Annotated in this window: 15 protein-coding genes; 1 reads left to right on the top strand and 14 read right to left on the bottom strand. The window is 60.5% G+C overall.

The window, feature by feature from the left end; genetic code table 11:
• Positions 1-202: hypothetical protein (locus P9273_RS30085; RefSeq protein ID WP_206520515.1), on the top strand; the 202-nt coding region annotated here is incomplete at its 5' end.
• A gap of 29 nt (positions 203-231) precedes the next feature.
• Here P9273_RS30085 and P9273_RS30080 read toward each other — a convergent pair.
• From P9273_RS30080 to P9273_RS30015, 14 genes are all read right to left on the bottom strand, one after another.
• A complete protein-coding gene (locus P9273_RS30080) occupies positions 232-474 on the bottom strand; it encodes a DUF2274 domain-containing protein (RefSeq protein WP_024502859.1) in 243 nt (80 codons plus the stop codon).
• A 12-nt stretch (positions 475-486) separates the two neighbouring features.
• On the bottom strand, positions 487-1701 hold the full coding sequence (locus P9273_RS30075) for a TrbI/VirB10 family protein (protein WP_063169228.1): 1215 nt from the start codon (positions 1699-1701) through the stop codon (positions 487-489).
• Entirely contained in the window at positions 1698-2723 is a 1026-nt protein-coding gene (gene trbG, locus P9273_RS30070; protein WP_164548809.1) for a P-type conjugative transfer protein TrbG, read from the bottom strand. The genes P9273_RS30075 and trbG overlap by 4 nt, the downstream gene beginning before the upstream one ends.
• Position 2724: 1 nt before the next feature.
• Complete coding sequence (trbF, locus tag P9273_RS30065) at positions 2725-3456, bottom strand: conjugal transfer protein TrbF (RefSeq protein WP_063169230.1); 732 nt, start codon at positions 3454-3456, stop codon at positions 2725-2727.
• Complete coding sequence (trbL, locus tag P9273_RS30060; RefSeq protein ID WP_063169231.1) at positions 3457-4779, bottom strand: P-type conjugative transfer protein TrbL; 1323 nt, start codon at positions 4777-4779, stop codon at positions 3457-3459.
• Between the two features lie 33 nt (positions 4780-4812).
• Complete coding sequence (gene trbJ / locus P9273_RS30055; RefSeq protein ID WP_024502854.1) at positions 4813-5538, bottom strand: P-type conjugative transfer protein TrbJ; 726 nt, start codon at positions 5536-5538, stop codon at positions 4813-4815.
• Positions 5535-7985 carry a conjugal transfer protein TrbE gene (trbE, locus tag P9273_RS30050; RefSeq protein ID WP_063169232.1) on the bottom strand — a complete coding sequence of 817 codons (2451 nt, stop codon included), beginning with the start codon at positions 7983-7985 and terminating at the stop codon, positions 5535-5537. Before trbE ends, trbJ begins: the two co-directional genes overlap by 4 nt.
• The gene (locus P9273_RS30045) at positions 7979-8251 is read right to left on the bottom strand and encodes a VirB3 family type IV secretion system protein (RefSeq protein WP_024502852.1); all 273 of its coding nucleotides are present in this window, start codon (positions 8249-8251) and stop codon (positions 7979-7981) included. The genes trbE and P9273_RS30045 overlap by 7 nt, the downstream gene beginning before the upstream one ends.
• Positions 8251-8559: a TrbC/VirB2 family protein gene (locus P9273_RS30040; RefSeq protein ID WP_024502851.1), complete on the bottom strand. Its 309-nt coding sequence runs from the start codon at positions 8557-8559 to the stop codon at positions 8251-8253. Before P9273_RS30040 ends, P9273_RS30045 begins: the two co-directional genes overlap by 1 nt.
• Before the next feature lie 12 nt (positions 8560-8571).
• Positions 8572-9540 (bottom strand): P-type conjugative transfer ATPase TrbB, encoded by a 969-nt coding sequence (gene trbB, locus P9273_RS30035; protein WP_024502850.1) that lies wholly within the window; start codon positions 9538-9540, stop codon positions 8572-8574.
• Complete coding sequence (locus tag P9273_RS30030) at positions 9537-9950, bottom strand: CopG family transcriptional regulator (RefSeq protein WP_063170364.1); 414 nt, start codon at positions 9948-9950, stop codon at positions 9537-9539. The genes trbB and P9273_RS30030 overlap by 4 nt, the downstream gene beginning before the upstream one ends.
• A gap of 116 nt (positions 9951-10066) precedes the next feature.
• Entirely contained in the window at positions 10067-12091 is a 2025-nt protein-coding gene (locus tag P9273_RS30025; protein ID WP_063169233.1) for a conjugal transfer protein TraG, read from the bottom strand.
• A 219-nt stretch (positions 12092-12310) separates the two neighbouring features.
• Complete coding sequence (locus tag P9273_RS30020) at positions 12311-15775, bottom strand: Ulp1 family isopeptidase (RefSeq protein WP_063169234.1); 3465 nt, start codon at positions 15773-15775, stop codon at positions 12311-12313.
• A gap of 833 nt (positions 15776-16608) precedes the next feature.
• Entirely contained in the window at positions 16609-18915 is a 2307-nt protein-coding gene (locus P9273_RS30015) for a S9 family peptidase (protein ID WP_063169235.1), read from the bottom strand.
• Positions 18916-19138: the final 223 nt, after the last annotated feature.

Raw genomic sequence — 19138 nt, 5'->3', positions numbered from 1 at the left:
AATCCTGCAATTCCAAAGCCGCTATCCGCCTCAATCAACAGGCCAGATCAATGGCTTGCGGATAGTTCACGGCCGACCAAATCGAAAATGCAAACTTAGGCTGTTGCGCGGTATCTCCTTCCACATCATCTCTTGCGCATACCTGCATTCCAAGGTGTTTGATCCTATGCTTCGCGAGGAGCAGGTAGGTCGCGACAGCTAGGCAATGTTCCAGCTGCCCTAGCGGAGGAGTCACGATTTTCCGGCAAGCTCCGTCGGCAGACGTTCCTTTCTGGCCTTGGCAAAGGCTCGGTCGCCTTCCAGAAACGCCGCCAGCATGAAAGGGATGAGTTCTGCCACGGTTTCAGACTGACCATAGGTCTGACGGTAAAGTGCAGCATACTCCTTGAGTGTTTGGCTCAGCTCCGCGCTGACGGTAATGGTGATCTTCGAAGCTGTTCGGTCCGGAAGTTTTCCAAGTTTCAGGTCAGCCATGATAACTCCTGCTCAACTGGCGTATGGCCGCAGCACGATGTCCTTGTGCACGATGACGCGCAGTGGCCAACCTGGGCGGACGACGATGGTGGGCTGGATATTGAGGTTTTTTTCGGTGATGCGCTGGCCGGCTCGACTGGCGTTCTGCTGGGCTGATTCCCGGATCGCCTTGACCAGATCGCTCTCGTTTTCGCCGAGGCTGAATTCTGTGCCGACACCGAGCAATGTGGCAAGCGCCACTCCCTTGATCATCTGCCAAGTGTGGAAATCGACTTCGTCTTCCAGCCCTGCGTAGCCGGCGGTGTCGCTCGCGGGCAGATTGTCGATTTCGGCCGACGAGCCGTCGGGCAGCAGAATGCGCTGCCAGACCAGCAGCGCTCGCTTTTGCCCGAACGCGACGACGCTGTCGTAGACGCCGATAAGACGTGAGCCCTGCGGAATCAGCAATATGTTGCCCGTGACCGTGTCGTGCACATTTTCGGTGACTTGCGCGACGACAAGGCCCGGCAAATCGGAATTGATGCCGGTGATCAGGCTGGCGGCAATCACGCTGCCAGCCATCAGTTGATATGGCGAGATCGGCGTCTGCAGCGCATGCGGATTGTAGATCCCGCCAGTGCTCCGCTGGCTGAGAAAATCAAGCTTTCGCTGCTGATTGTTCTGGTCGCCTTCCGCCGCCGCCACCGAGGCTGACGCGCGTCCTGCTTCGGATTGGGGAAGCGCCTCAAATGGATGCTGAGCAGTTTGCACGCTCTCTCCGACATCTGTCTTTTGAGCTCGATTTTCGACGCGGAAAAGCACCCGCGATTCACGCGCTTCGATCGCCTGCTGCGCTAGACGCTGCTCCTCGGCCGAGATGTCTTGGCCCGGCACGATGCCGAGCTGGCGCTGCCGCTCGAGGATGGGGCGGCCGAGGTCGCCCGGCAAAGGTAGCCCAAGGACGGGAGGCTTCGGCTTCATGCCGGAATAGTCATGGGGAAGCGTATCGAGCCCCTCGGCGGTTGGTTTGCGCTCAGTGTTGTAGAGATCTTCCGCCTGATCCCTGATGCGAAGGGCCGGCCCCTGGAGGGCGATCATGGTAACGCCGAAGACAGCGCCGGATCCGAGCGCTGCGATCGCGATGATCACACCGCGCCTGAACCGCACCACGCGGCGGGGAGAGGCCCGAAGCTGCAGTTCCTCGGGATCCAGTTTCGGCGGGATGCCAGAGCGGGAATTTTCGATCATGAGTCCTCACCTCGCCGGCTGCCGCGAAAGAGCGAGATCCGCCGTTGCGGTTGCCTGCCGTCAATCCTGCTGATGCGGATCACCTGCTGCCGCTTGGTGCCGAGGCGAAGTTCGGCCGCGGCGAAGAGCCGATCGACGATGTAATAGTTGCCGCGCACGCGATAGTTGACGAGCTCGCTGCTCCCATCTGCGCCGACGATGAAGAGTGGTGGCGCCTCGCCCTGATCTATGCGACGAGGGAACTCAATATAGACCTTGCTGCCGTCGTCGAAGGCTCGCGTCGGTCTCCAGGGCGGTGTGTCGCCACTGATTGAGTAGCGAAAGCGAAGGTTTTCGAGCGCGATATTCGACGCGACCGGTGTAACTGCCTCGGCTTGAGCATTGCGCTGGCGAAGCGCGATGATCTGGTCTTGGCTGTAGGTCCAGGAGATTGCCGCCATTGCGGTCTTCTCGGTGCTTTGAAGCTGCAAATGATAGGTCCGCCGGTCCGTCGTAATGACGACATTGGTGGCAAGACCCGGCGCGAAGGGTTTTACCAGAACATGGGTGCGCTGATTGTCACCGGTGCCGCTTGCGGTATCGCCAATGACCCAGCGCACGGTGTCGCCAGCCGACACGGCGGTTAGTTTCTCGCCCGGCTGCAGAGCGATGTCGGTCACGCGCTCCGGCGCGGCATAGAGTTGATAAAGCGCGCCATCGGTGAAGGGGTAGACTTGCACGGCATTAACATACCCGTACTTGGTGGGTTGCTGGGTCGCGGCTTTGTTGGCATCAGCGACGCGTTCTTCAGGGGGGCGCTTGTCCTCGGCCTTGCCGGGCTCGGGCTGCATTTGGCCAGGCAGCGGCAGTGGTTTTGGCACCTCGACAATTCTAATCGGCCTCTCCGGCGCCTTTTCGATCGCGGCCGGTTTGAAGTCGGCAGCGTCATAGGAAATCTCAGGCGGCGGCACCTTCTTCGATGCACAAGCGGAAACGACCGCTGCCGACACCGATAGGATCAGCACGGCACGAATCGGTGACATTTTACCTTTCATTGGTGGACTCCGTCGGAGAAAGGGGGGTTGGGACGGCGCTGTCGAGCTCGCGTGACCAGTCAATGGCATTGATGAAGACGCCGAGCGGATTCTTGCGCAGCTGATCCGTATTGCTTGGCGAGCGAATCACGATCGTGAGGATCGCAGTCCAGCGCATCGTGCTGGCAAGGCTTCCGCGCTCAAACACCTGCTCGGTCCATTTGACCTGGAATGAACTTTCGGAGGCTCTGACCACGCTGGTGACCTGTACCGAAACACTGCGCGTTCCGATCTGACCGAAGGGGTCGTTCGCCTTGGCGTATTCGTTGAGGAAGAGCGCTGCGCGATCGCTAGCAAAGTCGTACGCTGCCAACCAGTTCTGCCGTACCAAAACCGGATCGGTGGAAACGGAACGGACATTCTGGATGAAGCGGCCGAGATGCCAGGCGATCTGAGCATCCGAGGGCTCATAATTCCGGATCGCCGGCGCGACGGCGCGCGTCTCGCCGAAGCCATCGACCTCGACGACATAAGGCACGACACGGCTTTGCATCGACTGCCATACGAGTCCGCCGGAAAGCCCGGTCGCCAAGGCCAGGCAGCCAAGGGCCATGATCCGCCAGTTCCTGGCCTGCAGTCGAGATGAGCCGATGCGCTCGTCCCACAGCTGGGCGGCTTTTTGATACGGCGTGACCGGTTCGGGTGTTTTGCCGTAACGGTGCACGGGTCGCTTGAAGAGCATCTAGTCATCCTTGTCGTTGAGAGAGGGGGTGGCGCTGCCTCCCGGCCGGTCTCCGTCTCGGACAGCTTGCATGGCAGCGTGGCGATTTGCACGGGCGGTCTGTTCAGAACGTAGGCGCCTTGCCCACGTCGGCGCCGAAACAGTGGCCGAACCGGCAGAGCGTTCGGTCATTGGCGCTGTCGGCGTGCCGCCGGTCGCGGTCCACGCGGCATCGCGCCCGGCATCGGCGTTGCGCCCAACACTTGCAGTGGCGGATCGCGCTATGCGTATAGCGGCGCCGCCAGCTGCACTGGTTACACCATGCATTCCAGCAGCCACACCGGAGAGGCCAGCGTCGGGCGAGGTTGCGCGCCCGATCTGCCATGACGTGGAAGCAGCCGATCCCATTGTTGTGCCGGCTCGGATGGCGGCGACACCGCCGCTGGTTGCCATACGCGCGCCAGCAAATGCTGTGCCTCCAGCAACGAGTGATACACCCGCTGCCGCCGCGGTCGTGCCGAGGGCGGCGCCCGCCCCAAGCTGCGGTGCGCCTGAGACAAGACCCGACGCGATCCCCGGCCCAAAAATGCCAAGGCCAAGCAATGCCAGTGCGCCCAGTACCTGGGACATGGCACCGGCAAGATCCGGCTCCTTGCCTTGCAATGCGGAAGCGAACTCCCCGAAGAGCGTGGAGCCGATACCGACAATGACGGCGAGCACCATCACCTTGATGCCTGACGAGATAACATGGCCGAGCACGCGTTCGGCCAGGAACGCTGAACGGTTCCAAAGTGCGAATGGAACCAAAACAAAACCTGCCAGCGTGGTGAGCTTGAACTCAAGGATGGTGATGAAAAGCTGGATGGAAAGGATGAAGAAGGCGATGATGACCAGGAACCAGGCCATCAGCAGCACGAAGATGGTCAGTGCGTTGCCGAAGATTTCCGGGAAGCCCAGGAGCTGACTGGCTTGGTCAAGCATTGGCCAAGCACCTTCGAAACCGGTCGCGGCAATGCGGCCCGGGCGCAAGAGATTGTCTGCCGACAGATTGCCGGCCGACGCCTTAATCCCGAGACCGGCAAAAGAACGATAAACGATATCGGCGAGGTTCTTGAAATTGTTCAGAATGAAGGCGAAGACGCCAACATAGAGCACCTTGCGGACAAGCCGGCCGAGAACGCTGGTTTCGTCGCCGAGCGCCCACGCCAGGCCGGCAAGTGTGATGTCAATGCCGATCAGAATGGTAGTGAGGAAGGCGAGGTCGCCCGATAGCAGACCGAACCCGCTGTCGATGTAGCGGATGAAGGTCTCCATGAAGCGATCGATGACGCCAAGGTCGTTCATGCCGCTGCCTTTCTCGTCGTGATGAACTCGTGATTAATTGCCGGGATAAGCCGAGCCGGTACCCAAGAATCGCTTCGTCATCTCGCGGGCGGCTTCGTCTGACTGGGCCTTGCGGGCGGCATCCTCGGCCTCAGCTCGAAACTGCGTTGCGAGCAGCGTCTGGATCTGCATCTGCTGTTTTGTCGAAAGCGCCATCAGCTGGTTGGTGGCCTGGCTTGCCTGAAGCGCACCGGCCGCCCCTTGGCTGCGGTTGACGAGATCGGCGAGCAGATCGCCGTCGGCGCGGACGTTCTCGACGATTTGCGACTGGACACCCATGGTCTGGCGGAACGCCTGCATGGCGGTTTGCCAACGCTCCCGCGCAGCACTCGCCACATCGCTGACTTTGATCGTGGCGTCGTAGCTTTCCGGATATTGGCTGCGCCACTGGTCTTGAAGCTTGCCCAGATCAAAGCTGAGGCCACTCGCCTGGTCCATCAAGCCGTCGATGCGATGGAGCGAACCGGTGAGTTGGCCAACGGAAGAGAAATCCAGACGCTGAAGATTGCGCGCCATGTTCTGCAGCATGGTCGCCTGATTCTGCAGCGACTGGATCTGGTTGTTGATCTGCTCCAATGCGCGCGCGGCCGTCAGCACGTTCTGCGCATAATTGGACGGATCGAACACGATAAGGGCGTAGGCGGGCTGCACATAGTCGGCCATAGGCTTGGCGATCAGGGAAACGGTGATCAGGCCGGAGAGAAGGCGTCGCCGCATCATGAGAATTGCTCCTTGTCTGGTTGAGGGAATTGCTTGAGAAGTTCGCCGGCCCAATCGAGGCCGCGCGCGATCAGGAACTGCGAGGCAAAGCTGCCTTGCCCGTCTTCGGACATGATCCTGTCGATCAGAGTCTGCGTGGCCGGATCGGAAGCACCGCAAAGCGCAAGAGCGATGGGGCCAAGCTCGAGCTCGAACAGACGGTTGCCGCGGCGCGATTGCAGATAATACTGACGCTTCGGCGTGGCGCGGGCGATCAATTCGATCTGCCGCTCGCTTAAACCGAAGCGCTCGTAGGCTGTGCGCGCCTGGGGTTCCACGGCACGATCATTGGGAAGGAAAATGCGCTGCGGGCAGCTTTCGATGATTGCCGGCGCTATGCCAGAGCCCGCGATATCAGCCAGCGACTGCGTAGCGAAGACAACCGACACGTTCTTCTTTCGCAGCACCTTCAGCCATTCGCGGATGCGGGCGGCGAACAGCGGATTGTCGAGATAGACCCACGCCTCGTCGAGCATGATCAGCGTGGGCCGTCCGTCGAACCGTTCCTCAAGTCGCTGGAACAGATAGGTAAGCACCGGCAGCAAAGCGCTTTGGCTGTGCATTAACTCCTCGGTCTCGAAACACTGCACATCCGACAAGGCCAGCCCATCATGATCGGCATCGAGCAGGCGGCCGAAGGGACCGTCGAGCGTGTAGGGCATCAATGCGGTCTTCAGCGCATTGGATTGAAGCAGGACCGAAAGACCGGTCAGTGTGCGTTCCTGCGCCGGCGCGGTGGCAAGGCTGGCCAGCGCTGACCAAATAGCCTCCTTCACCTCCGGCGTGACGGTGACGTTCTCGTGGGCAACAAGGCTGGCGATCCATTCGGCCGCCCAGCTTCGGCTAGCCTGGTCGTTGATGCTGCGCAGTGGCTGAAAGGCAAGGGAACCGTCCGCTCCTAGCGCGTGGTGTTCTCCACCCATGGCAAGTGTTGCAGCACGGGCCGAATTGCCTTTGTCGAAGACATAAACCTGGGCGCCGGCGTAGCGCCTGAACTGCAGAGCAATCAGAGCAAGCAGAACCGACTTGCCGGCGCCGGTCGGACCAACAACCAGCATGTGGCCGACATCTTCGACGTGGGTGGAAAGCCGAAACGGTGTCGACCCACTGGTCTCGGCAACGAAAAGCGGTGGCGCTTCGGTTTGGGTGACTTTCGCGAGATGCTCGTTTGTCGCAGGACCGGCCCAAACCGACGACAGCGGCATGAGATGGGCAAGGTTCAATGTATGAACGAGCGGTTGGCGAACGTTAGCGTAGACATGGCCAGGCAATGAGCCGAGCCAAGCCTCGACCGCATTGACGCCTTCTCGGATCGTGGTGAAGCCGAGCCCATTGATGATGCGCTCGACCGCGCGAAGCTTCTCTGCAGCGGCTTGGCGATCCTCGCCCCACACCGTCACGGTGGTGGTGAGATAGCCGAAACTCACATGATCACCGCCCAATGCCTGAAGGGCTTCGTCGGCATCGAGCGCCTTGTTGTCGGCATCGCTATCGACAAGCGGGACCGGCTCGTTGGTAATGACCTCGCGTAGGATTGCCACGATCGATTTGCGCTTGGCAAACCACTGCCGGCGCAATCGCGTCAGCGTCTTCGTGGCTTCCGTTTTCTCGAGCGGAATGAAGCGCGTCATCCAGCGATAGGCGAAATCCTGATGATTGAGGGTATCGAGGATTCCGGGCCGGGTGAGGTTCGGAAAGCCGAGGATGGTCAGTGTGCGAAGATGCTGCTCACCCAGCATCGGCTCCAGGCCACCGGTAAGCGGCGCATCGACCAGGATTGCATCCAGATATATCGGCGTTTCCGGGGCCATGATAGGATGGCGACGAGGCGAAATCGTGCCGTGGAGGTAGGTCAACGTCTGAGCATCATCGAGGACGCGTACTTCGGACATGAAACCCGAGAAGAGATCGAGCACGCGGTTGGTCTCGTCACGGAACCTCGCCAGATCCTGGCGCCAGTCTCTTTCTCCTCGGGAATAATGAGAGTCGACGAGCGTGCTTTCTGCGCGCGCCTGGGCGTCCGGCGGTGGCATAAACACCAAGGTCAGATGATAGCGGCTCTCGTAGTGCGCTACCTTCCCCTCGAAAGCAGCGCGGCGTTCTTCGTCGACCAGCCACGACGCGGCGTCAGGAAAATGCGAGTTCGGATAGCCCAGCGCTTCTGTGCGCTCGGCCTCAAAGAACAATGCCCAGCCAGAGCCAAGGCGTCTGAGAGCATTGTTCGCCCGGGCGCAAATGCCGACGAGTTCAGCCTCCGTCGCACTTTCGAGATCCGGGCCGCGGAACCGCAACGTCCGCTGAAAGCTGCCGTCCTTGTTGAGCACGATGCCGGGCGCCACCAAGGCAGCCCAGGGTAGATGGTCGGCAAGCCGGTCGGCTTTGCTTCGATATTCCGAAAGGTTCAGCATGCAAGCCACCCCTTCAGACGTAGGTGGCGCACAAGCACGCTGGCGAAGTCCGGATCGCGTCTTGCGGCAAACACCGCTAACGAGTGGCCTGCGATCCAAAGCACCAGACCAGCAATCCATTGCTGCAAGCCGAAGCCAATGGCCGCGGCCACTGTACCGTTGAGGATCGCCACCGCGCGCGGAGCCCCGCCGAGCAGGATCGGCTCGGTCAGCGCCCGGTGGACCGGTACTGCGAAGCCCTCGATATGCTGCTCCCCGGCGGCCATCAGACGAGCGCCCCACCACCGAAGGAGAAGAAGGAGAGGAAGAAGCTCGATGCCGCGAAGGCGATCGACAGACCGAAGACGATCTGAATCAGGCGCCGAAAACCACCGGCGGTGTCGCCGAAGGCAAGCGTCAGGCCGGTGGTGATAATGATGATCACCGCAACGATCTTGGCGACCGGTCCCTGCACGGACTCCAGGATCTGCTGCAGCGGCTGCTCCCACGGCATGCCGGAGCCGGCGGCATAAACCGGGGCCGTGATAAGAAACGCGAGCGCTGTGGACGAAAGAAAGCGAAGCTTCTTGCGCATGAGGAAGGCCTTTCAAAGCTGCTGGAGTTGCGAAAGCGTGAGCGGGGCAACGGCGTAATCGCCGCTGCCGTCGAGACCGGTGACCTCGGCGATTGCGTCGATGTGGCGCGACGAGCCGCGTCCCGCTATGAAGACGATCAGATCTATCGCCTCAGCGATGAGCCGGCGGGGAACGGTGACCACCGCTTCCTGGGCGAGTTGCTCAATGCGATAGAGAGCCGAGCGCGCGGAATTGGCGTGTACGGTAGCGATGCCGCCTGGGTGCCCGGTGTTCCATGCCTTCAGCATGTCGAGCGCTTCCGCGCCCCTCACCTCGCCCACGATGATGCGGTCCGGCCTGAGCCTCAGCGTCGAGCGCACGAGATCGGCAAGGGTGACCGAGCCCCGCCTTGTTCTCAGGGCAACGCAGTCCCTGGCCGCGCACTGCAGTTCGCGTGTGTCCTCGATCAGGATCACCCGATCGTCGCATTCGGCGACTTCAGCCAGCAGAGCGTTGGCGAGTGTTGTCTTCCCCGAGGAAGTGCCGCCGGCGATCAGCATGTTGCGCCGCTCGCGGACGGCCTTTTTCAGCGCATCGGCCTGCAGCGGCAGCATGATGCGTTCGGCAACATAGTCGGCCAGGGTGTAGACTTTCGCGGCGGGCTTGCGGATGGCAAAACATGGCGCCAACACCACAGGTGGCAGCAGGCCTTCGAAGCGTTCGCCAGACGGCAATTCGGCACTGACGATCGGGTTGTCGGCGTGCGCCTCGGCGCGCACGTGCGAAGCAACCAGGCGGATGATACGTTCTGCCTCGGACGGGTGCATGTGAACGTCGGTATCGACCCGACCTTCGCCTAACCGGTCGAGTCGCAGCGCGCCGTCGGGATTGACCATCACCTCGATGACGGACGGATCGGCCAGGGCTTCGGTGATTGCCGGACCCATGGCGGTGCGCAGCATGACACGCCGCCGGTGGTCGGCCTCGGGATGAGAGCTCATCCTTCCCCTCCCCCACCATTGTCTTTGCTAAGCGACTTTTTGCCGGAAGCGATCTGGCGGCCGACCTTCTCAACGAATTTCTCGAAACGCTCTTGGGCAATAGCCTGCGTTGCCCGATCCGGGACCGGCGTGTGGGCGTGAAGGGTGATCGAAAAGCGGATGAAGAGCGCCAGGCTCTCCAGGATCACCTCGGAATCGCGCCTGACGTGGGCAAGATCGCGGGAGAGCCGGTCAAGCCTTACGCCGTAGCGCCGATCGAACTCGCTCTCGCCACGCCGCTCGATGAACGCCTCGATCGCCTTCCCCACGATCGCTGATTTGGTCGTTGACGGATCGCGACTGAGGTTGTCCAGTTTCTCGCTGAGCTCCGGCTCAAGCAGAAACTGATGGCGAATGCGGTGCGGCTTCATGCGGATCGTTCCGACGGCCCGGCGTTGCGCCGGCGACGGGAGAAGCATCGGCCAGACGCTCAAAATTGCTTATGGCCGTTATCTACGCTGAGGTGCGCTCTGCAACTCAGCGGACTTCAGAAGCCGGGAATGACATCGTCGCCCCTGCCCTCGTTGATACCGTAGACGCGGGCCGCAGTGGAAATCCGATCCATGACACGCTTGTCCGCGAGCGCTTCGCTGTCATCGTCTGCGGGCTTGTACAGATCGGCCTGATCGGGCTCTTGAGAGACAACAACGTCTTCTTCGGGCAGGCTTGGATGGCGTTGCTGCTGAACGCCTCCCTCGTCTTCAACTGGCGCGTCGGCGCTTTCCTCGTCCGCAGCAAGTCGGCTATCGACGCTGCACACTTGTCCAGTCCAGCCGTCCGGGCGTGATGCAGGGCAGTCCGCATAGGGTCCGTCGTGCAGCACCGGCGCAGGCAGCACCCGATCTGTGAAATTCTGATCCTGATAATAGCGCAGCTTCTTGGCGCGGATCGGCGGCAACCCAGAAACCAGGACCAATTCGTCTGACGGCGGCAATTGCATCACCTCGCCTGGCGTCAGGAGCGGGCGCGCGGTTTCCTGGCGGCTCACCATGACATGTGAAAGCCAGGGCGCAAGCCGATGGCCCGCATAGTTGCGCATCGACCTAAGTTCGGTTGCGGTGCCGAGGGCATCCGAGATGCGCTTGGCCGTGCGTTCGTCATTGGAGGAAAAGGCAATTCGCACGTGGCAATTGTCGAGAATAGCATTGTTCTCGCCATAGGCCTTTGAAACCTGGTTCAAAGATTGTGCGATCAGATAGGAGCGAATGCCATAACCTGCCATGAAGGCGAGCGCCGTTTCGAAGAAGTCGAGGCGACCGAGCGCCGGAAACTCGTCCAGCATCATGAGCAGCTGATGCTTACGGCTCTTCTTCGGGTCCCCCTCCAGACGCTCCGTCAACCGCCTGCCGATCTGGTTCAAGATCAGTCGCACAAAAGGCTTGGTGCGCGAGATATCCGAAGGCGGCACGACCAGATAGAGCGACAGCGGTCGCTCTCCATCCACTAGGTCAGCGATGCGCCAGTCGCAGGACGAAGTGGCCGCCGCGACCGTTGGATCACGATAAAGCCCGAGAAAGGACATGGCGGTCGAGAGGACGCCTGAGCGCTCGTTTTCCGACTTGTTCAGGAGTTCGCGAGCCGCCGAGGCCACTACGGGATGGACCTGAGGGTTATGCCCCGTCCCGAGATGGTTTGTCGTCATCATCCGCCGTAGCGTTGCGGCAAACGAGCGTTGCGGGTCCGACAGGAAGGTGGCGACGCGGGCCAGCGTCTTGTCCTCTTCAGCGTAGAGCACGTGCAAAATGGCGCCAACTAGGAGTGAATGGCTGGTCTTCTCCCAGTGGTTCCGTCGCTCCAGCGCGCCCTCGGGATCGACGAGGATGTCGGCGATGTTTTGAACGTCCCGGATCTCATCTGGGCCTTTGCGCACCTCCAGCAGCGGGTTGTAGCGTGCCGATCTCGGGTCGGTCGGATTGAACAGAAGGCAGTACGAGAATTTCGACCGCCAGCCGGAGGTCAACTGCCAATTTTCGCCTTTTATATCATGAATGATGGCAGACCCGGTCCAGGAAAGTAGCGTTGGAACAACCAGCCCCACGCCCTTGCCCGAACGCGTCGGCGCAAATGCCATGACGTGCTCCGGGCCGTCATGGCGCAGATAGCGATCGTTCAGCCTACCGAGGAAAACGCCCGCCGGCCGTAACAACCCTGCCGTCTCGACCTCATGAGTCGTGGCCCACCGTGAAGACCCATAGGTCGTAACCGACCCGCGCTGTCGCGCGCGCAAAAGCGAGCCAGCGATTGCGGCGGCACAACCCAGGAATCCGCTGGCGCCTGCAAGCGTACCGGCTTTGTCGAAGACCTCCGGCGCATAAGCATCGAAGTGGAACCACCATTCAAACAGCTTCCACGGCTTGTAGATTGGCCAGCCGGCGAAGAGAAACCATGGTGCGCCGAGAGGCGTCTGGTAGGTCAGCATTTGAGCGCACCATTGGGTTGCCGTCCATACGCCGATAATGACAATTGCGCACACAACGGCGATCTGCCCGATCAGTAGCTTCGTAGGTGTCATCGGCTTGGCCCGCTGAACAACGCGACCTAGCATCGCGCGGCGCAGCCGGGACAGGAATGTTCCTCACATACGATTTGGGAGCAATGAACGACTTCCTACGTATGCAGGTCGGTCAGCACGCGTGTTGCGCCTTCACGCGACACCATCCGCCACTCCATCCTTTCCATTCACCCTGAGGCCCGGCGCCGCCGACAGTTGCGTGACCGCTCCTCCGCAAAGTTATCTTCTGCGTTCAGGGAGCCACGGCGCCTGGGCTGGCTGATGAACACCGTCCGCTCGCGCATGTGGGGTCGAATTGATTTGTGCCCAAGTGGAGGCAGGCTCGTCTTCCAACAGTTGCCGCAGTTCCCCTGGCTCGAACGCCATCATCGGTGGGGAAGCGGGTTCATCCTCCAACAGTTGCCGCAGTTCCCCTGGCTCGAACGCCATCATCGGTGGGGAAGCGGGTTCATCCTCCAACAGCTGCCGCAGTTCCCCTGGCTCGAACGCCATCATTGGTGGGGAGGCAGGCTCGTCCTCCAACAGTTGCCGCAGTTCCCCTGGCTCGAACGCCATCATTGGTGGGGAGGCAGGTTCGTCCTCCAACAGTTGCCGCAGTTCCCCTGGCTCGAACGCCATCATTGGTGGGGAGGCAGGCTCGTCTTCCAACAGTTGCCGCAGTTCCCCTGGCTCGAATGCCATCATCGGTGGGGAGGCGGGTTCATCCTCCAGCAGCTGCCGCGGCTCTTCCTCGTGCGGCAAGCGCCTCCTTAGCCGGTCTTGCAGCGCCTGCCGATCGGCAACGAGGTTGTCGAGGGGCAGCGGCTCGTGGTCTGGCCGCTGCCCTTTCACCAATCGTTCAACCAGCGCCCACGTGCCCTCCAGGACAAATACGCCGCAATCATAATGGTTCGTCTGTCTGGCCATGGGGGCTGGCGCCAAGGTGGCATTCAGCAGTCCTGCGAGCTGTTTTGCAGGCACGTCGTTATATCCCTCTCGCTGGAGGGAGTCGTAGTGATAGGCGAACCGCCTTTCCGGGTCGCGGCGATCAACGAGCAGCAGCGACCAATGGGTGCCGGGGCTAGTAGCCGTGCCATTATTCACTGGCAAGAACAGGAAGTCGGCTGTGGCGTTGTTTTGATTATAGATGGACTGCAATATGCCTCGAGCGTCTTGCGGCGACGTGTGTCGCAGTAGATGGGATACGGAAGGATCCACCAGCCGAGTCCGGGCAGCGAGCGCCGGATTGATCCCCTGCAGTTGCCCCTCCAGCAAATTGTAATCTCTCTGGATATGGGCGTCGCTCAGCCATTCGGCGGCGCCGAGCACCCGCCCCGTTGCAACGTTGGACGGGGCTGTCGGATCGAGCGCCCCGATCTGAGCCCCAGAGGAACTGGTAGTCAGTGTGGTCACATCAACCAGTGGAAGGCCGCGGTAGGTGCCTGGCAGCCTAGCGGTTGCTGGCGAGGCGGGTTGGGGAGCTCTTGCCGGTGCCGCTGGCCCAGCTTCAGCAGCGGCCCCAACGCGCCTGGTGACTGCGTCTGCCGGATGAGCAGAAAGGACAGTTTCGCGCCCGAGCACAATGCGCGGCAGGATATCCCGGAGGTGAGCCAATGCAGAACTGATACTTAGCCTATTACCATAGGAGACAGCCTTGAAGCTCTCAACATCTTTATCCAGCGATTTGTCGTGAATCCGAGCCGCAATCCCAAGCTTGTTATTTTGACGCAGGTACTGACTAAAATGTCTAAGAAAATTTGTATAGCCGCCCACGGTATCTGGATTCCGTCCGGTCGCAGGCGCTGCCAGGTACTCCTTGGTCGAAGCGGCTCTGTAATTTCTAATGAGCTCGGCATCGTCAGGATAGGGGATCACGACAGGGCGAGCCATAATCGGGGCTCCGCCTGTCGACTTCTTGAGGTAACGCAGTGCGCCAGCCACGGTGGAGGAACCACCCGTACTCTCGTACTCCTTGAGATCCTGATCCAGCGACGAATGGTAAAGCCGAGCAGCAAACCCTGGCTTGTTGTTTTGAAGGAGCCACCGACTAAAGCCGAAAAGAGAATTTACATTGTAAGTGACCGTGTTCGCTTTGGCCTTACCCGCGTGGAATGCTGCCCTCAGCCCTTCGATAGCGGTCGCATCGTTGGAATAGACAGGACGCTTGTCGGCACCGTCGGGGACTACAATTGGACGATCCGGCTGCACTGTCGAGGGCATCGACCCACCACCTCCGGGATGCGGTGCTGGGGTGGATTCGTGCTCATCCCTCTGCCTGACGAGCTGCGCCTCACATTCCGGTGTAGCCACCTCATGAGGATCCTGCATCGGTTCGATCCCCTCCATCTCCTGCTGCAACCAAGCCAAAGCTTGGCGAGCGGCCTGCGCGGCTTCATCAACCGCGGAGGATGTCTCCACACCTCTGGCGGACGCCGGCAGAGCCTGCTCCGCCCGCCGTCGAAAGAGCTCTGGCGAGGCGGATTTCTCCGCCCACAATCTGGGCTGCGTAGCGAGTCCCCGTCCAGATTTATGTGGCACCGCCTCGCTTGGCAGCGGGCTGCTCCTGTCCCGTGCAGCTACCAGCTCCTCCGGGGCGCCCTGGTCGCCGTGGCGCCAGTTCAAGTGAGGGACGGCCTCTCCAAAGTCGGGCGCTTGGTGTTGGTGCGCGGTTGGGGCGAGAGACAATGGTAGATCGGTGCCCTCCTTATAACCTACCGGCAGGAGCTCCTCTGGCCAATCGAATCCCTGCTGTGGTGCGGTATGCTGAGCAGCGTCGCCACGGGGACGAGCCTCCATGCTGACCGCGTTTTCCAGATGATTCCCGAGTATAACGCGCGGCGGGTTCTTGCGGAGATAAACCAGCGCAGATTCGATCGGAGCTCCACCATTAGAGGAGGCGGCCTTGTAGCTCTCAACATCTTTATCCAGCGATTTATCGTAAATGCGACCCGCAATTCCGAGCTTGTCATTTTGACGTAGGTAATGACTGAAATGGTTAAGAGCAGTTGCGTAGCCGCTCGCGGATCTGAAATGTCTGGTGAGCGCGGCGTCGTCAGGATGGGGGTTCAGGACAGCGCGACCCACAATCGGGCCGGCTCCGCCCATCGACTTCATCAATTGACGCAGTGCGCCAGCCACGGTGGAGGAACCACCCCTACTCTCGTACTCCTCGAGATCCTGGCTCAGCGACGGATGGTAAAGCCGAGCAGCAAGCCCTGGCTTGTTGTTTTGAAAGAGCCAACGACTAAAGCCGAAAAGAGAATTTGTGCTGCGAGTGACCGTGTCCGGCCTGGCTTTACCCGCAAGGAGTGCTGACTTCAGCCCTTCGATGGCGGTGGCATCGTTGGAATAAACAGGACGCTTGTCGGCACCGTCGGGGACCACAATTGGACGATCCGGCTGCACTGTCGAGGGCATCGACCCGTCGAGATGCGGTGCTGGGGTGTATTCGTGCTCGTCCCCCTGCATCACAAGTTGCGCCTCCCGTTCCGATGTACCCACCTGATCGGTGGGGAGTTGCATCATCACGCGAGCGCCTGAGTTGCCAACCTCACCTGGTTGCCGCTCAGTGACAGCATGCTGCAGATTGCTTTGGATCCTCTGCCTCTTCGTTGGTCTCAACTCACCTTTACCATGCGAGCCATTGACGAGGACCTCCTCGCCTAGCGCACCCATCAACTCGTCCGCCGCCTGCAGTTCGCCCAAGTGCTGCTCAAAACCGGCTTGGCCGGCCTGTCCGCTTGCTCGTGCGGTACGGCGTGCTGCACCTGCAGCCAAGCTGCCACGATGAATGTCTAGTTTGTACGGGTGCACGCTATCCTCACTTCCACAGATCACATGAGCAACCTACTCAGGCAAGCTTTCGAGAGGCTGACGAGGTCCGCCGCCGCGGAAGGCGAAGGCTGGTTTTCTGCTCAGCGGTTGACGGCCTCGCGTGTTGCGGCCGCGCCGGGTATCACGCCAATCAATCTGAATAGTCGATGCGTCAAACGAACCAGGATGGGATTTTCGTAGCGGGGCTGCTCTACTCACTCTTGTCCTGAGGGCAGAATTCAACCATATCGCCGAGCAACTGGATGCCGATTGGATACCCGATCCGGAAAGCTTCAGCTCATATGTGACGCGAGGATGAGAATCGTGGCAGCTCCAGACCGACGGGCTGCCACCCACAGCGGCGATGACCGACGAGGGTCTTCTATTGCCAAGGCAATCGTCCGTTCGGGGACCTATGTGTTCCAATGCTCGTCGAGCGGATCGGTGGGCCGCACCGCCGTAGCGTTACGGCGAGCGGAAGCGGCGTTGGGTGCGGCTTTTCCCCTGAACGCTTCACACCAGGCTGATAGGGGATCTTGCAATCGCACACACGCGGTCTGCAGGCGTGCCTATCAAGCAGTTTGCTCAGACCAACGTCGCGGCGAGCCGATCCTCAATACGCAGCGCAAGTCCTAGACTCCACGATCGTCCTTCGGTGCAGATTTGCTCGCGCCTCGCCCTGATTACAGCTGATAAGGCGAGCTAACAATTGCAAGAGCCACAAGCTATTCCAGCTCGATCGGTTTGGTGTTCCAGTCGGGCGGGGTCTGACCGAGAATGTTGCGAACGAAGAAGTCTAGGAGTTTGCGCTCGGTGTAGGTGCCTAGAGTATGGTGATTGGCACCAGGAACGTAGACCATGTCAAAATCTTTTCCTGCCTTGATGAGTCGATCGGCAAGCTGGAACGAGCAAAACGGATCGACATTATCATCCATTTCGCCGACCGCGATCATCAGCTTGCCCTGCAGCCTGTGAGCATTGTCAACGGCGGAGGATTGCGAATATTCAATGCCGACCGGCCACCCCATCCAAAGTTCGTTCCACCAGGTCTTGTCTATCCTGTTGTCGAAGCAGCCGTTTTTGGCGACGGCGACCTTGTAGAAATCGGGGTGAAAGAGCAGCGCGCTGACTGCACTCTGGCCGCCGGCGGATGCGCCAAAAATGCCGACGTTGGATATGTCGTACCATGGATATTGCGCGGCCGCCGCCTTGTGCCACAGAATGCGATCGGGAAATCCTGCGTCCTTCAGATTCTTCCAAGCAACATCATGGAAGGCGCGGGAGCGGTTGTTGGTGCCCATGCCGTCGATCTGAGCAACGACGAAGCCCAGCTGCGTGAGCGGCTCTGTCCACCGCGAGAAGGATTTTGGGACGAAGGAGCCGTGGGGTCCAGCATAGATATTCTCCACAACCGGGTATTTCTTCGTCGGGTCGAAGTTGGCTGGCAGGTGGAGCACGCCCCAGATGTCAGTTTTGCCGTCGCGCCCCTTGGAATGGAAACTGAGCGGCGGCTGCCAGCCTGCGGCGACGAGCTCAGAAATGTCGGCCGTCTCGATCTGCTGGAGCTTGGCATTGTCGCTGGCGCGGTAGAGTGCCATGCGCGGGGGCAGATCGATGCGTGACCAGAGATCGACATAATAGCGCCTGTCAGGCGAGAACTCGATATGGTGGTTGGCCGGTTCGGGCGTCAGTGCAGTCAGTCCCTTGCCGTCAAAGCCGATGCGGTAAGCATGGACCCAATAGGGGTCCTCCTGCGAGTTCATCCCGCTCGCCTCGAACCAGATCTGACGCTTGACCGGATCGACATGGTTGACCCTCCGGACGACCCACTCACCTCGCGTGATCTGGTTTTCGAGCGCGCCTGTCCGGCCGTTGAAAAGATACAAATGCTCATACCCGTCGCGCTCTGATGCCCAGATGATCTCCTTCCCGTCATCGACATCGTAACGGAAGATTTTTCCGGCATCCTCCTGGCCATGCCCCAGCGGCAAATAATCAACGAATGTCTCGCTGGTCTCATCGATCAGGGAGCGCCCGCGGCCCGAGGCGGCGTCTACCTCGACCAGGCGATAAAGCTGATGCCCGCGCTGGTTATATTCGAAAGTGAAGCCGCGGCTGTCCGCCCACCACCGGAGAGGGGAAAGTTCGAAGACGTTCGAGAAGAGGGCACCGTCAATCACGATCTGGCGCCGGCCGGCAATGTCGAACAGGACTGGCTGGGGCAGCGGAAGGACATCGCCCGGCCTGGGATAGAATTTTGTTGAATATTCCCGCTCCAACTGGTCCGTCGAAGAATTGAGGTAGCGGACCTCTCGCCTATAGCCGGGGCGAACAAGGTAAGCGGCGAGGTGGCGCGAGTCCGGCGACCAGCTCAGCGTCGAAAAGACGTAGCAATTGCCTTCGGCTCCGTCCCGGCTCAGAGGAACATCCTGCAATCCGTCCTCGCTGCGCAGGAAAACGTTGCAGTTCTTGATATAGGCGATCCATTTGCCGTCGGGCGACGCGTTGCTCTTGTCGGGGTTGTTCTCCGCTGGCGGCGTGTAGCGGTGGCTGAGCTCCCTACGGTCCCCTTTCCTTGCATCGAATGTGGTGCTGGTACAGTCATAGCTTGCAAGGTCGCAGCTCCACCGGGTGTCTTCAATCTGGAAGTCGAGCCTGCGACCATCCTCACTCAGTTCGAAACGGTCGAACGGAAGATTGCCGGCTTGATAGCTCTCATGGCTCACCTTGTTTAGCGCTGCCGCCAGACGCGCCTGATCGAAAGCGGGCCGCTTGAAACCCGTGGCAGCATCGACCTGCATGAACTGCTGCTCGCCGTGGCTAGTCCGGCGGTAGACGAAGGCTTCACCCCCGGTCAGCCAGAAAGGCATTTTGGGGACATTGACAGTGAGCCCGCCATATCGATCGTTGATCGTAAGTGCGCGCTTGAAATCGGCCGGCGCTAGCGTCGGGTGTAAACTTTTCGAACCCTTGGCCAGCGTCTGAGTTGCCGATCGCCATGCGGCGCGCGTCAAAGCGCCGATCCTGGACATACCTGTTCACTTCTTTCGGTTTTCGGAATGCTAATTTTGAAGTTGGGTTCTCGTCGCCGGTCTGCAGCAGCGCCGAAGCGTCGCCTTGGAGGAGAGCCAGCACGCGGGTGCAGCCAGGCACGCGCAACAGGGGCGCTCCTTGGACATCCAGGCACTGGTTCGGGTGCCGATTGAAGAGTTGGCGTCCGCCGCCGAAACAACCAGGAAAGAGCGTCCATGCAGC

The organism is Mesorhizobium sp. WSM4935 (assembly GCF_029625735.1).
Lineage (GTDB): Bacteria > Pseudomonadota > Alphaproteobacteria > Rhizobiales > Rhizobiaceae > Mesorhizobium.
The sequence above is the reverse complement of the archived record's forward strand: the minus strand, read 5'-3'. Positions and strand labels throughout refer to the sequence as shown.